The sequence below is a fragment of the Streptomyces sp. NPDC047315 genome (assembly GCF_040643215.1).
Taxonomy (GTDB): domain Bacteria; phylum Actinomycetota; class Actinomycetes; order Streptomycetales; family Streptomycetaceae; genus Streptomyces.
On record NZ_JBEYTZ010000074.1, the window covers coordinates 1 to 13,740 of the forward strand.

The window sequence follows — 13,740 nt, forward strand, 5'->3', positions numbered from 1 at the left end:
ACAAACCCTCTCTCCCTCCCCGACGCTCTTCCGATCTGCGAACGGATGCGGCCCCCGGGTCGGCCGGGGCCGCCTTCGACGGCCCCGGCCGACCCGTCACCAGGCGTCGGTCAGCGGGTGATCAGCGCCCGTCCGACCTGAGCGAAGGAGCCCTTCGGATGGTCGCGGAAGAGCGGCTCGGTGCCGATCAGCACCGCCGGGACCCCGCCCGGCCCCGTCGCGCTGACGATCGACGGCCTGCCCGCGGCGTCCGACGGACCGCCCGTGCCCCCGGCCGTCGGCCGCCAGTGGCCCGACACCAGCGGGTTCCCGGTGGCGTACGACTGGTCGACGCGCACGCCCGCGCCCAGCTCGGTGAACCACACCGGCGAGTACACGAAGCTGTGACCCGGCGCGCCGGCGGTCAGCGGACCGCCCGCCCCCGTCACGCGCACCACGCCGTTCGCGTCGCCGTTGCCCTCCACGGCCGTGGCGGAGATCAGCCCCGCCGCCTTGCCGAACGCGGCGCCGACCTGCCCGATCCCGACGAAGCCCGCACCGCTCGCGGCGAAGGCGTCCCGGGCGGCCTGGGTCAGCCCCGCGTGGTTCAGCCCGGTCGACACCATCAGGACGTCCGCACCGGACCAGTCGAAGCCCGCGTTCAGCGACGCCGTCGACACCGGCACCACCTCGAAGCCCATCTCCCGCAGGGCGAACTGCTCGCCCGACGTCACCGAGGCGGCCACCCGCACCCGCTCCAGCAGTGCGACGCCGCGCTCCTTCGTCGCCGCGAAGACCACGCCGTAGCGCTCCGCCGCGACCTTCGCCGCCTTGCGCGCCGACGCCGGGACGATCGCCGCGCCGTCGTCCGTACGCCGTACGGAAACGCCCTGCGCGAGCAGCGAGTTGAGCGCCGCCAGCTCCTTCGGGTCGTCCATCCGCAGCTTCAGATCGCCCCGCGGCGCGACGTAGCCGGTCGCAGCCGCCGCGGGCACCGGCCGGCTGATGACCCGAAGGTCCCCGCCGCCGGAGACCTTCTCCACCGTGGCGCCCCACAGCAGCCCCAGGCTCCAGCCCGAGATGTCGTACATCGTCGACACGTCACCGCTGATGTCCCGGCCCTCGGCGAGCATCACATTGGCGATGCCGCGCTTCGGCTGCTTCATGTCCACGAGGTACGACCCCGCCGGGTACGACCGGCCGCCCAGCTTGAACGGCAGCACCGCCCGCTCCACCCGCACGTCGTTCGCGACGAGGTGGTCCACCAGCCGTGCCGCGGCCACCGAGCTGCGCTGCCCCGTCCCCGCCGGAATGACGTACGCGCGCGGGAAGGTGGTGGTGTACACGTCCTCCGGACCGATGCCGGGCACCCCCGGCACGGTCTCCGGCGACACCGGCCGCTGGGCCTCGCCCGCCGCACCGCGCCGGAAGGTCTCGATCTGGTCGGCCAGCACCTGCGTGCGGTTGGTGAGGGTGAAGTCGAGGGTGGCGCGCATCGCGGCACCCGCGATCGCGGTGTTGATCGACGAACGGCGCCGCAGCTCCGCCACCGAAAGGCTGTCGTAGGAGCTGCCGTTGACCCGCATCGGGAACTCGATGGTGTGCGAGGCCACCGCGCCCTGGAACGGCATGTACTGCGGGGTGAAGATGGGCGGCCAGTCGTCCCAGCCCTCCGCCGAGTCGCGGAAGGGGATCTCCGCCGGCAGCACGCCGTCCTTCTCGGCGGTGTAGCCGAGGGCGTTCACGGCCTTCTCCATCCCGAGCGCGTTCGCGTAGGCGTTCTTCAGGAAGAGGTCGTACTCGTAGTTCTCCCCGTGCGGCGGGGTCGTCGGCTCGATCAGGGTGCCGTTCACATAGCCGTGCAGGTCCAGCATGACCGCGGGCTGCTTGTCGATGGCGATCTGCCGGATGGCCCGGGTCTCGGGCTGGGTCGCGGTGATGAAGTCGCGGTTCAGGTCGAAGCCGTTGGCGTTGGCCCGGGTGCCCGCGATCCGGCCGTCCGGATTGGCGGTCACGTTGAGATAGATCCGGTTCTTCGCCAGCAGCGAGAGGGTCTTGGCGTCCTTGGCCTTCGCCAGCTCCTCGATGAGCTTCAGGGCCGCGTCCGTGCCCTCCCATTCGTTGCCGTGGATGTTGTTGTTGATGAAGACCGGCGTCTTGTACGCCTTCTTGAGGTGCGCGTCCCGCGCGGCGACGGCGGGCGCGTTCTCTATTCGCTCCCGCATTCGCTCCTGCTCGCGCGCCTCGCGGGAGCTCTCCGGCGCGGTCACCGTCACCAGGTAGAGGTCGTTCCCGGTCGCGGACTTGCCGGCGACCTCCACGCTGACCCGGTCCCCGATCTTCTGGAGCTCGTTCAGCTTGGGGGCTATGGAGTGGTACGGGACGAGGCCCAGCTTGATCGACTTGTCCGCCGGGTTGGCCGCGGGCTCCTTCAGGGCCGTGCGCCGCGGATATCCACCGGGCCGGTGGAAGGACGGCGCCCCCGCCTCCAGGGCGTTGCGCGCCGTGCCCAGGCTGCCGCGGGCGGGCGCGGAGTCGGTCGCGCCCTTGTCGCGTACGGGGTCGCGGTCGCCGCGCAGTTCGCGACCCGGCGCATCGGCCGGGCCGCCCGGCTCACCGGGCAGCGCGACGGCCGGAACGGGCGCGAGGAGGACGGCGACGGCGAGCGCCGCGGTGGTGACCAGAGCGGATCTGGGAATGCCCATGCGTGGTGCCTCCGGGGTAGAGGGTGCGACGGCTGTGACGGGAGTGCGCAGGTGGGGCGCACGAGTCACGGCTGTCGTTGACGCAGGGTCTACCGGTTCAACTCTGGAACAATCAAGGGGTATACAGCACGTATTACGGACCTCAGCGCTCAAAGCGCGCTCGGACCGGGGCCGGAGCGGGCCTTAGGGTGACGACATGCGTGATTTCGCCAGGGGCTTCGGCTATCTCCTCAAGGGCCAGCGCTGGGTCGGCGCCCACGGCCGCCAGTTCGGCATCGGGCTGCTGCCCGGACTGATCACCCTCGTGCTGTACGCGGGGGCGCTCGTCGGGCTCGCGTTCGGCGCGGACGACCTCGTGGGGTGGGCCACTCCGTTCGCCGACGACTGGTCATCGCCCTGGCTCGGGATCTTCCGGGGCACCCTGACGGCGCTCGCGTTCGCCTTCGGGCTCTTCCTCGCGGTGATCACCTTCACCGCGGTGACCCTGCTGATCGGCCAGCCCTTCTACGAGTCGCTGTCGGAGGACGTGGACCGCTCCGAGGGCGGCGAGGTGCCCGAGTCGGGCCTGTCGCTCTGGCGTGACCTGCTCATCTCGGCCCGGGACTCCCTGCGGATCCTGGTGCGGGTGGCGTTGTACGGGGTGCTGCTGTTCGCGCTGGGCTTCGTGCCGGTGCTCGGGCAGACGGTGATCCCCGCGATCGGCTTCTGCGTGTCCGGCTTCTTCCTCGCGGAGGAGCTCACGGCGGTGGCGCTCCAGCGCCGCGGTGTCGAACTGCGCCAGCGGCTGGTGCTGTTGCGGGGCCGTCGGATGATGGTGCTCGGCTTCGGCGTGCCGCTGACGCTGGCGTTCCTGGTGCCGTTCGTGGCGGTGTTCCTGATGCCGGGGGCGGTGGCGGGGGCGACGCTGATGGTGCGGGACCTCTTGGGGGAGAACGAGAGCGTGGCGGGGGGCGCGGGTGCGGTGGGGGAGCAGCCCGCGCAGGTCCAGCAGCCTGGCCCGAACCCGTACGCGTAGTACCGCGTAAAGGCCGCACGCTTCGGCGGGGCGGGGGCTACGCGAGGTCGATCGTCACGCAGCCCTGCGTGGCGCCAGCCGTCGCCAGGAGGGCGCCCTCGGGGGACCACACCCCGCTCGCGCCGGCGCACGCGCCGCCCTCGTTCGTGCCCAGCGCGTTCGCGAGCAGCACGTACAGGCCGTTGTCCCTCGCGCGTACGGGATACACCGAATCGAACGAGTCGTTGCCGATCTCCAGCACCGAACTCGCCAGGTACGCCGTCGCCCCCGCCGCCCGTGCGCGGGCGGCGATCTCCGGAAAGCGGTTGTCGTAGCAGACGGCCAGGGCGAAGCCGACGCCGTCGAGGGCGAAGTGGCCGTCGCGACCGCCCGCGACGAACACGTCCCCCTCCGCGCCGTGCAGGTGCTGCTTGTCGTAGCGGGTCAGCAGCTCGCCGTCCGGGCCGAAGACCAACGAGGTGACCGCCGGCCGGCCCGACGCCGTGCGCACCGCTGCGTTGACCACGGCCGCCGTGGCGACCTCCCGGCACGCCTCGCGCAGTGGAGCCAGCCGGGCGTCGTCCTCGTCGAGCGTGAGCGCCGGGTCGCGGGCGAGGAGCGAGAGGAAGTACCCCGTCGTCGACAACTCGGGGAAGACGACGAGCCGGGCGCCCTGCCCGGCGGCCGTGCGGACCAGCTCCGCCATCGTGCGGACGTTGGCCTCGACGTCGCCGGGCACGGGCTCGAACTGCGCTGCTGCGATCTTCATGCGCACATCATCGCCCAGCCCGCGGTGCAGCTCACTGCGCTGCCGCGACCCGGATGATCTCCCGTACCTGCGCGATGATGTCCAGTCGGTTGCGGACGAACTCCGGGTCGGTGACCTGCGTCGTGTTGCCCGCGCCGAAGTGCAGCACGGGGGTGTGCACATGGCCGCCGGGGACGTTCAGGTCCAGCCTGTCCCGCAGCAGCGTGGCGCGGTAGGCGATCTCGTTCGACAGGTAGTCGCCGCCGCCGCCCGCGCGCGCGGTGGAGCCGGGGGTCGGGCCGTCTGGGCGGACCACGGCGGTGGTGCCGCCGGCCGGTATCTCCGTCACGGACGTGTTGTCGTACACCGGGAAGCGGCCCGTCTGTGCGGCCACGATCGCCGCGTGCGGCAGCGTCGACGACGTCCACTGCGGCTGGGTGGCCGGATCGCGCACCGGGACGACCTCCAGCCGCGACACGTTGTCGTTGTCGCCGAAGCCGCCGCGCCAGGCGCCGTTGGTCCGCTCGATGTCGAAGCGGCCGGGCCGGCCCTGGCTCACGGTCGTGAACAGGTCCGCCTTCGGGAGCTGGCGCCGCAGGGTCCGCTCCACCGTGCCGTCGGCGAAGTCCGCCCAGCGGACGGGGAAGACGGCCGTCTCGATCCGGGCGGGGCCGTCGGCCGTCTGGAGCACCGTTCCGTCCAGCGCGAGCGCCGTGGCGCCGGACGGGTTGCTGATCCGTACGTCGCGGTCGAGCGTGAACGGGTCGAAGCCGGTCATCACGATCCGCTTGAACCGCTTGCCGCTGCTCGGCAGGTCGAGGGAGTCCTGGCCGCGCGAGGCACGCTCCAGACGGTCCAGGAGCCGGGCGCGGTCCGCTTCGGAGAACTCGAAGGAGGGCTGCCACTGCCGCAGTTCGCGCGTCATCCCCAGCCGCGCCCAGTACAGCGGTCGGTCGTCGTCCCGGCTCAGGTCGCCGAGCAGCGGCCCGCGCCCCTGCGCCCGGTCGACGGCCCGCTGCCACAGCGCGCCCGCGTGCCGCGCGACGGCCTTCTCCGCCTGGCGGTACGACGTCGCCCCGGTCAGGGACCGGGCGAAGGAGGGCGCCACGGAGTCGAAGCCGCTGCGCCGCAGGATCTCCTGCGGTACGGCCCGCTCCAGGCGCGCCTCCTCGACGGTGACCGGCCCGGGAGCCGCGGCCGGCTCCGCCGTCGGGGCGGCGGCCTGCGCCGGCACGGCCAGGGCGAACGAAAGGACGACGGTGACGGCGGCCGTGCCGACGGCTCTGATCCGTACGGGGGACGCAGCAGAAGAGGCGGCGGGTGACGAAGACAACGAGGTGATCCTTCCGTTGACGGTGGCGGAAGTATCACCTCGCAACGGCCCCGCTGGCTACGGCACGGCTGGCCACGGCCCCGCTCGCTACGACGCTACGACCCCGTCGCGCACCCCCGGGTCACCTCGGCGGTCGGGCCGCCGTGATGTTCCGGTACGCGATCTCGGCCAGCTCGCCCTGCCCGTTCTTGTTCGGGTGGAACCAGTCCCAGCGGCTCAGCTCCTGGTCGTCGAAGCGGTAGTCGAAGACCGCGCCGCCGTCGTACCGGCACCGCGGGTCCTTGCCGCACACGTCCTTGAGCACCGAGTTGTACGCCACCACCCGGTTCTGCACCGACGTCCGGCGCGCGGACGCCTTGGCGCTCACGTCCTGCGGCTCCGCCAGCATCGACGCGCAGATGCCGAGCTTCCAGATCTGCCGGCTGAGCGGATTGTCCCGGCCCGTCTGCCACAGCCGCTTCAGGTCCGGCACGCTCGACACGTACACCTGGGTCTTGGGCGCGGCGCGGCGCAGATCCTGCAGCGCGGTGGTGAACGACGCGCGGAAGTCCGCCACCGGGGTCATCTCCTCGGGTGAGTCCGCGCAGGCGTCGTTGGCGCCCACCAACACCGTCACCAGGTCCGGCCGGTGCTTCGCGGACTTGGCCATCTGGGCGGGCAGGTCGACGACCTTGGCGCCGGTGCGGGCGTAGTTCCAGCTGCGCTGGGAGATCGCGGCGGGCTCGCCGAGCAGCCGTAGCGCCAGGCTCTGCACCTTGGCGTCCGTGCCGGTCGCCCAGGACACCTCGGGGCAGTCGGAGAGCACCACGCAGGCGTCGAAGCCGCGGGTGATGGAGTCGCCCACGGCCGCGATGGAGCCGGGGCTGCGGTCCCAGACGACCGCGGGCTTCTTGGCGGGCGCGCCCTTCGTCTCGGGCTCCGAGGGGTCCTCGCAGGCGGTGAGGGTGCCGGCGGCGAGCAGGGCGCCGAGGCCCAGTGCGTACGTACGGGTCCTCATCCGCTTGCGGCTGCTCGATCCGGCGCCGACGCCGGACCGGGACCCGGACCTGGACCCGGAACCGAGCCTGGACGTGGTCGTGGCTGTGGTGGTGTCGGTGGTGGCTGTGGTTCTGGCTGCGGGCTCGTACGGCTCCCCCGTGCGCCCCGTGCGCTTCTCGCGCATCCCCGTGTCCCCTCCGTGTCGATGCCCCCGAGGTCCTGCCGAGTGAAAGCTTGGTGCGTACCGCCCTCCGGACCGACATTACGTCACCCCGTGGGCACCCACTCACGGTAGCTTTTCCCCGTCGGCCCAGAGGCGTCGTGCCCGTCGGCTCCGGTAAATTACATCACGTCACATGCTGTCCCTTTTGTGGAGATTCACTCCTGATGATGTTTACTGAGACCGCTGGGAAGGCGACCCTCGTCCCACACTGGAGGTCCCGGTGACGACACGCGGCGTTCTCTACGTCCACTCCGCCCCGCGCGCGCTGTGCCCGCACGTCGAATGGGCGGTCGCGGGTGTGCTCGGCGTACGGGTGCAGCTCGACTGGATCCGTCAGCCGGCGTCCCCGGGCACCTGGAGAGCGGAACTGTCCTGGCGCGGCGAGGTCGGCACCGCGTCCAAACTGGCCTCGGCGCTGCGCGGCTGGCACCTGCTGCGCTTCGAGGTGACCGCGGAGCCCTCGGCCACCGCGGAGGGGGAGCGCTACAGCGCCACCCCGGAACTCGGCATCTTCCACGCCGTCACCGGCATCCACGGGGACATCCTGATCCCCGAGGACCGGCTGCGCGCCGCGATGGTCCGCGCTGCGCAGGGCGAGACGGACCTGGAGGCCGAGTTGTGCAAGCTGCTCGGCAAGCCCTGGGACGACGAGCTCGAACCGTTCCGCTACGCCGGCGAGGGCGCGCCCGTCCGCTGGCTCCACCAGGTCGTCTGACCTTCTGCCCCTGCTGAGACGACGACAGGGCCCGTACGTCCACGAGGGACGTACGGGCCCTGCCACTGCGCCAGCGACGGTTCACCCGCGGCGGTTCACACCGAGCGGAACGCCAGGCTCACGTTGTGGCCGCCGAAGCCGAACGAGTTGTTGATCGCGGCGATCGTGCCGTCGGGCAGCGCCCGCGCCTCGCCGCGCACCACGTCCGCCTCGATCTCGGGGTCGAGGTTGTCCACGTTGATCGTCGGGGGAGCCAGGCGGTGGTACAGCGCGAGGACCGTCGCCACGGTCTCCACGCCGCCCGCGCCCCCGAGGAGGTGGCCCGTCATCGACTTCGTCGAGCTGATCGCGATGTGGTCCAGGTCGTCGCCGAGGACCTGGCGCAGCGCCTTCACCTCGGCGGCGTCACCGAGCGGGGTGGACGTCGCGTGCGCGTTCAGGTGCACGAGCTGCTCGGGCTTGAGGTCCGTCGTCTCCACCAGGCCGCGCACCGCGGCGGCGATGCCGCGCCCGGTCGGCTCCGGCTGGGCGATGTGGTGGCTGTCGGCGGACAGGCCCTGGCCCAGGACCTCGCAGTAGACCTTGGCGCCGCGCTTGGCGGCGTGCTCGGCCGACTCCAGGACGATCACGCCGGCGCCCTCGCCGAGGACGAAGCCGTCCCGGGCGGTGTCGAAGGGGCGCGACGCCTTCTCGGGCTCGTCGTTGTTCTTCGACATCGCCATCATGTTGGCGAACGCGGCCACCGGCAGCGGGTGGATCGCCGCCTCCGTGCCGCCCGCCACGACGACGTCCGCACGACCGGTGCGGATCATCTCCACGGCGTACCCGATGGCCTCCGCGCCGGACGCGCACGCCGACACCGGAGTGTGCACCCCGGCCCGTGCGTTGACCTCCAGGCCGACGTTGGCCGACGGGCTGTTCGGCATGAGCATGGGCACGGTGTGCGGGGAGACCCGGCGCGCGCCCTTCTCCTTGAGCACGTCGTACTGGTCGAGCAGGGTGGTGACGCCGCCGATGCCGGAGGCGATCACCGTGCCCAGCCGGTCCGGGTCGACCGCGTCGCCCTCGCCGGCCGGAGCGGTGTAACCCGCGTCCGCCCACGCCTCGCGGGCCGCGATCAGCGCGAACTGCGCCGAGCGGTCCAGCTTGCGGGCGACGGGACGGGGCAGCACGTCCCCCGGCTCGACCGCGACGGGCGCGGCGATCCGGACGGACAGCTCGGCGAAGCGCTCCTCTTCCAGGTGCTTCGCTCCGGAGCGCCCGGAGACCAGGCCCTCCCAGGTCGTTGCGCTGTCGCCACCCAACGGTGTGGTTGCGCCGATACCGGTGACGACCACGGTGCGATTGGTCGAGTTCACAGGATTTCTCTCTCCACGTTGTATGGGGGTGCGAGTCTTACGACGCCACCGAGGGTGGCGACCAGCGCGCCCTGGCTCCGGCTGGTGATCAGCCCTGGTGCTTGAGGATGTAGTTGGCGGCGTCCCCGACCGTCTTGAGGTTCTTGACGTCCTCGTCGGGGATCTTCACGTCGAAGCGCTCCTCGGCGGCGACGACGACCTCGACCATGGACAGCGAGTCGACGTCCAGGTCGTCGGTGAAGGACTTGTCCAGCTGGACGTCCTCGACCGGGATGCCGGCGATCTCGTTCACGATCTCCGCGAGACCTTCGACGATCTCTTCCTGAGTGGCGGCCATGTGGCGCTCCTTCGATTCTTTTCGGTGTCAGAGGTGTGGCGTCCGGAGGATCCGGTGCCGGTCCGGAAGATCCGGTGACTAGGGGAGGGTAACGACCGTTGCGGCGTAGACGAGACCCGCCCCGAAGCCGATGACGAGCGCCGTGTCGCCGCTCTTGGCCTGCCCGGTCGCCAGGAGCCGCTCCATCGCGAGCGGGATCGAGGCGGCCGAGGTGTTGCCGGTGGTCTCCACGTCACGGGCGACCGTGACGTGCTCCGGCAGCTTCAGTGTCTTCACCATCGAGTCGATGATCCGCATGTTGGCCTGGTGCGGAATGAAGACGTCCAGGTCGTCCGCGCTGATCCCGGCCGCGTCCAGCGCCTGCTGGGCGACCTTCGCCATCTCGAAGACGGCCCAGCGGAAGACCGCCTGGCCCTCCTGGGTGATCGCCGGGAACCGGGCCACGGTGCCGTCGCGGTAGTCCGTCCACGGCACGGTCTGCTTGATGGTCTCGGACTTGTCGCCCTCCGAGCCCCACACCGTCGGGCCGATCATCGGCTCGCTCGCCGGGCCCACGACGACCGCGCCCGCGCCGTCACCGAACAGGAAGGCCGTCGCACGGTCCTCCAGGTCGGTGAGGTCGCTCAGCCGCTCCACGCCGATGACCAGTACGTACTCCGCGGAGCCGTCGGTGATCATGCCCCGGGCCAGGGTCAGCCCGTAGCCGAAGCCGGCGCAGCCGGCGGAGATGTCGAACGCGGCGGGCTTCGACGCGCCGATCCGGTCCGCGATCTCGGTGGCCACCGCGGGGGTCTGCTTGAAGTGCGAAACGGTGGAGACGATGACGCCGCCGATCTGGTGCGGCTCGATGCCCGCGTCCGCGAGCGCCTTGCCCGACGCCTCGACGGACATCGCGGTCACGGTCTCCTCGTCGGAGGCCCAGTGGCGGCTGGCGATGCCGGAGCGCGACCGGATCCACTCGTCCGACGAGTCGATCTTCTCCAGGATCACGTCGTTCGGGACGACCCGCACCGGGCGGTAGCCGCCGACCCCCATGATCCGCGCGTAGGGAGCGCCCTTACCGGGCTTGATCTTCGCCATCTGTACGGCTCTCCTTGTCCAGGCTGCGTCAGGCCGCCGACCGGCCGGCGTGCTCGGCGATCAGGGCGCGGGCCGCTTCCAGGTCGTCCGGGGTCTTCAGCGCCAGCGTCTTGACGCCGGGCAGCGCCCGCTTGGCGAGACCGGTGAGCGTACCGGCCGGGCAGACCTCGATCAGCGCGGTCACGCCGCGCTCGCGGAAGGTCTCCATGCACAGGTCCCAGCGGACCGGGTTGGCGACCTGCCCGACGATCCGCGCAAGCACCTCCTCGCCGCCGGTGACGACCGCGCCGTCCTTGTTCGAGACGTACGGGAGCACCGGATCCGAGACGGTCAGCTCCGCTGCCGCTCCTTCCAGTGTGGCAACCGCGGGAGCCATGTGCGCCGTGTGGAACGCGCCGGCCACCTTCAGCGTGATGACGCGCGCCTTCTCCGGGCGGTCCGCGGACAGCGCGGCGAGCTGCTCCATCGTGCCGGCGGCCACGATCTGGCCGGCGCCGTTGACGTTCGCCGGGGTCAGCCCGAGACCTTCGAGGTGTCCGAGCACGGCGTCCGGGTCCCCGCCGAGCACGGCGGACATGCCCGTCTCCGTGACGGCGGCGGCCTCGGCCATCGCCAGACCGCGGGTGCGTACGAAGCGGAGCGCGGCCTCGTCGTCGAAGACGCCGGCCAGGGCCGCGGCGGTGATCTCGCCGACGCTGTGGCCGGCCACCGCGTCGGGGACGACGGGCGTGCCGTCACCGAGGGCGGCGGCGGACAGCAGACCGGCTGCCACCAGCAGGGGCTGCGCGACGGCCGTGTCCCGGATCTCGTCCGCGTCGGCCTTCGTGCCGTAGTGGGTGAAGTCGAACTCCAAGGCGTCCGACCAGGCCGCGAGGCGGTCGGCGACACCGGGGAGGTCGAGCCAGGGGGTCAGGAAGCCGGACGTCTGAGCGCCTTGGCCGGGAGCGACGAGTACGAGCACCCTCACACTCTCTCTTGTGAGCGGTCCCCGACGCCCGTGGGGACAGGGACGAAGAACCGTTGGGGGAATTGTTGGTGTCCAACAAAAGTCTAGGACTGGTGATCTCCGTCGGCCAAGCGTCCGAGGATGAGCGCGATTCGCAGGGTGAACGCCGACCGGACGTCGGAGGGTGACCAGCCGGTGACGTCAGTCACACGTCGCAGCCGGTAGCGCACGGTGTTGGGGTGCACGAAGAGCATCCGCGCCGCCCCCTCCAAGCTGCTCGCCTGCTCCAGGTACACACTGAGCGTTTCCAGCAGCGCGGAGCCCGCTTCCTCCAGCGGTCTGTAGATCTCCTCCACCAACTGCTCCCGCGCCGCCGGATCGGCTGCGATCGCGCGCTCCGGAAGGAGATCGTCCGCGAGCACGGGGCGCGGCGCGTCCTGCCAGGCCGTGCACGCCTTCAACCCGGCCGCGGCGGCCTGGGCGGAGCGGGTGGCGGCCAGCAGGTCCGGCACCACGGGGCCCGCCACCACGGGGCCCGCCGCGTACGGCCCGATCAGCGCCTTCGCCACCTGGAGGGGGTTGTCGCTGCCGCCCGCGATCACCACGAGGCGGTTGCCCAACACGCCCGTCAACACCTGGAGCTTGGCGTGCCGCGCGGCGCGCCGGATCGCCTCCACCGTCAGTTCGCTGTCCCCGTCCGGCGCGGTGCCGAGGATGACGCACACGTGCTCCGGCGCGTTCCACCCCAGGGCCGCGGCGCGCGACACCGCGCCCTCGTCCGCCTCGCCGGAGAGCACGGCGTTGACGACCAGCGACTCCAGCCGGGCGTCCCAGGCGCCGCGGGCCTCCGCCGCCTGCGCGTACACCTGGGCGGTCGCGAAGGCGATCTCCCGCGCGTACACCAGCAGTGCCTCGCGCAGCACCGCCTCGTCGCCGGGCGCGGCGACCTCCTCGATCGCGGACTCCATGACCTCGATGGTGGTGCGCACCATTTCCACGGTCTGCCGCAGGGTGATCGCCCGGGTCAGCTCCCGCGGCGCCGTGCCGAAGACGTCCGTCGAGATGGCCTGCGGGGTCTCCGGATGCCGGAACCACTCCGTGAACGCGGCGATGCCGGCCTGCGCCACCAGGCCGATCCACGAACGGTTCTCCGGGGGCATCGCCCGGTACCACGGCAGCGTCTCGTCCATCCGTGCGATGGCGTTCGCCGCGAGGCGCCCCGACGACTGTTCCAGTCGCTTCAGGGTCGCGGAATGGGGGTGGGCGTCGTTCGATCCAGGTTCGGGCACGTGACAAGACTGCCTTATCCGAGGGCGGGGACGGATTGCCGGGGCACAAGTGCCGCCGCTGCCGCCGGCGCGCAGGCTACGGTTGCCGGTGTGATCGACGTACGACGCGCCGCGCAGCGGTACCCGGGCGGGGAGCCGACCGCCGGCATCGAGAGCGCGCACGCCTTCTCCTTCGGCGGCCACTACGACCCCGACAACCTCCGCTTCGGCAGCCTGATCGCCTGCAACGAGGAGCGCCTCGCCCCCGGCGCCGGCTTCGCCGAACACCCGCACAGCCACACGGAGATCGTGACCTGGGTGGTCGAGGGCGAGCTCACGCACGAGGACTCCACGGGCCGCGCGACGGTGGTGCGCCCGGGTGACGTCCAGCGCCTGAGCGCGGGCGAGGGGGTGCGCCACGTGGAGCGCAACGCGGGCGGGGTCCCGCTGGTGTTCGTCCAGATGTGGCTCGCACCGGGCGAGTTCGGCGGCGCCCCGTCGTACGAGGTCGTACGCGCCCTCCCGGCGGGCACGCCGTACGCCCTCCCGCGGGCGGACGCGGTCCTCCACGTCCACAGGCTGAGCCCGGGGGAGCGGGCCTGCCTGGCGCCGGCGTCGCGCGCGTACGTGCACGTGGTGCGCGGCGAGGTGTCCGTGCGGACGGCTGACGACGACGAGGTGCTGTCGCCGGGCGACGCGGCGCGCTTGGTGGACGCGGGTGGTGTCTCGCTCGCCGCGGTGCGCCCGCGCCCCGCGGAGGTCCTGACCTGGAGCTTCCCCGGGTGACGCCACTGCGTGACGGGGCTGCGGGCGTCGTTGCCGGGCGCGTCGTTCTCTGCGGCTGATCTGTGGTTGTTCGCGCAGTTCCGCCCCCTGTGCCCTGCGGGCACGGGGGGACCCCCAGCGCCCCTAAAACCCTTGCCCCTTGCGGGAGCATGGGATTCTGCGGGGCGTCTGTGGCTGGGCGCGCAGTTCCTCGCGCCCCTGACAAACCGCCGTTGCGCTGCGGGCACGTTGGTCCCTGCGGCTCGTCTGTGGCTTGTCGCGCAGTTCCGCCCCCCGTGCCCTGCGGGCAC

General features: G+C 71.9%; 12 protein-coding genes. 3 read left to right on the forward strand and 9 right to left on the reverse strand.

Going from position 1 to position 13,740, the window contains the following annotated elements:
• Nucleotides 1-110: 110 nt before the first annotated feature.
• A complete protein-coding gene (locus ABZ842_RS38245) occupies nucleotides 111-2,684 on the reverse strand; it encodes a M14 family zinc carboxypeptidase (protein WP_361548310.1) in 2,574 nt (857 codons plus the stop codon).
• A 196-nt stretch (nucleotides 2,685-2,880) separates the two neighbouring features.
• Between ABZ842_RS38245 and ABZ842_RS38250 the strand changes: the two genes are divergently transcribed.
• The gene (locus tag ABZ842_RS38250) at nucleotides 2,881-3,699 is read left to right on the forward strand and encodes an EI24 domain-containing protein (RefSeq protein ID WP_361548313.1); all 819 of its coding nucleotides are present in this window, start codon (nucleotides 2,881-2,883) and stop codon (nucleotides 3,697-3,699) included.
• A gap of 37 nt (nucleotides 3,700-3,736) precedes the next feature.
• Here the strand turns inward: ABZ842_RS38250 and ABZ842_RS38255 are convergent, their stop codons facing one another.
• From ABZ842_RS38255 to ABZ842_RS38265, 3 genes are all read right to left on the reverse strand, one after another.
• Nucleotides 3,737-4,447, reverse strand: a complete 711-nt coding sequence (locus ABZ842_RS38255; RefSeq protein WP_361548316.1) for a carbon-nitrogen hydrolase family protein — start codon at nucleotides 4,445-4,447, stop codon at nucleotides 3,737-3,739.
• A gap of 31 nt (nucleotides 4,448-4,478) precedes the next feature.
• Nucleotides 4,479-5,660, reverse strand: a complete 1,182-nt coding sequence (locus tag ABZ842_RS38260) for a pyroglutamyl peptidase (RefSeq protein ID WP_361548337.1) — start codon at nucleotides 5,658-5,660, stop codon at nucleotides 4,479-4,481.
• A 220-nt stretch (nucleotides 5,661-5,880) separates the two neighbouring features.
• Entirely contained in the window at nucleotides 5,881-6,756 is an 876-nt protein-coding gene (locus tag ABZ842_RS38265; protein WP_361548340.1) for an SGNH/GDSL hydrolase family protein, read from the reverse strand.
• A gap of 424 nt (nucleotides 6,757-7,180) precedes the next feature.
• Between ABZ842_RS38265 and ABZ842_RS38270 the strand changes: the two genes are divergently transcribed.
• Nucleotides 7,181-7,675 carry a DUF3145 domain-containing protein gene (locus ABZ842_RS38270; RefSeq protein ID WP_361548319.1) on the forward strand — a complete coding sequence of 165 codons (495 nt, stop codon included), beginning with the start codon at nucleotides 7,181-7,183 and terminating at the stop codon, nucleotides 7,673-7,675.
• Between the two features lie 95 nt (nucleotides 7,676-7,770).
• Here the strand turns inward: ABZ842_RS38270 and fabF are convergent, their stop codons facing one another.
• From fabF to ABZ842_RS38295, 5 genes are all read right to left on the reverse strand, one after another.
• Nucleotides 7,771-9,033 carry a beta-ketoacyl-ACP synthase II gene (fabF, locus tag ABZ842_RS38275; RefSeq protein ID WP_361548322.1) on the reverse strand — a complete coding sequence of 421 codons (1,263 nt, stop codon included), beginning with the start codon at nucleotides 9,031-9,033 and terminating at the stop codon, nucleotides 7,771-7,773.
• An 88-nt stretch (nucleotides 9,034-9,121) separates the two neighbouring features.
• The gene (locus ABZ842_RS38280; RefSeq protein WP_361548325.1) at nucleotides 9,122-9,370 is read right to left on the reverse strand and encodes an acyl carrier protein; all 249 of its coding nucleotides are present in this window, start codon (nucleotides 9,368-9,370) and stop codon (nucleotides 9,122-9,124) included.
• 78 nt (nucleotides 9,371-9,448) lie between these two features.
• On the reverse strand, nucleotides 9,449-10,450 hold the full coding sequence (locus ABZ842_RS38285) for a ketoacyl-ACP synthase III (RefSeq protein WP_361548328.1): 1,002 nt from the start codon (nucleotides 10,448-10,450) through the stop codon (nucleotides 9,449-9,451).
• A 28-nt stretch (nucleotides 10,451-10,478) separates the two neighbouring features.
• A complete protein-coding gene (locus tag ABZ842_RS38290; RefSeq protein ID WP_361548331.1) occupies nucleotides 10,479-11,411 on the reverse strand; it encodes an ACP S-malonyltransferase in 933 nt (310 codons plus the stop codon).
• A gap of 89 nt (nucleotides 11,412-11,500) precedes the next feature.
• Nucleotides 11,501-12,685 (reverse strand): helix-turn-helix domain-containing protein, encoded by a 1,185-nt coding sequence (locus tag ABZ842_RS38295; protein ID WP_361548334.1) that lies wholly within the window; start codon nucleotides 12,683-12,685, stop codon nucleotides 11,501-11,503.
• Nucleotides 12,686-12,778: 93 nt separating this feature from the next.
• Between ABZ842_RS38295 and ABZ842_RS38300 the strand changes: the two genes are divergently transcribed.
• The gene (locus ABZ842_RS38300) at nucleotides 12,779-13,450 is read left to right on the forward strand and encodes a pirin family protein (RefSeq protein ID WP_361548343.1); all 672 of its coding nucleotides are present in this window, start codon (nucleotides 12,779-12,781) and stop codon (nucleotides 13,448-13,450) included.
• The last annotated feature ends 290 nt before the right edge of the window (nucleotides 13,451-13,740 follow it).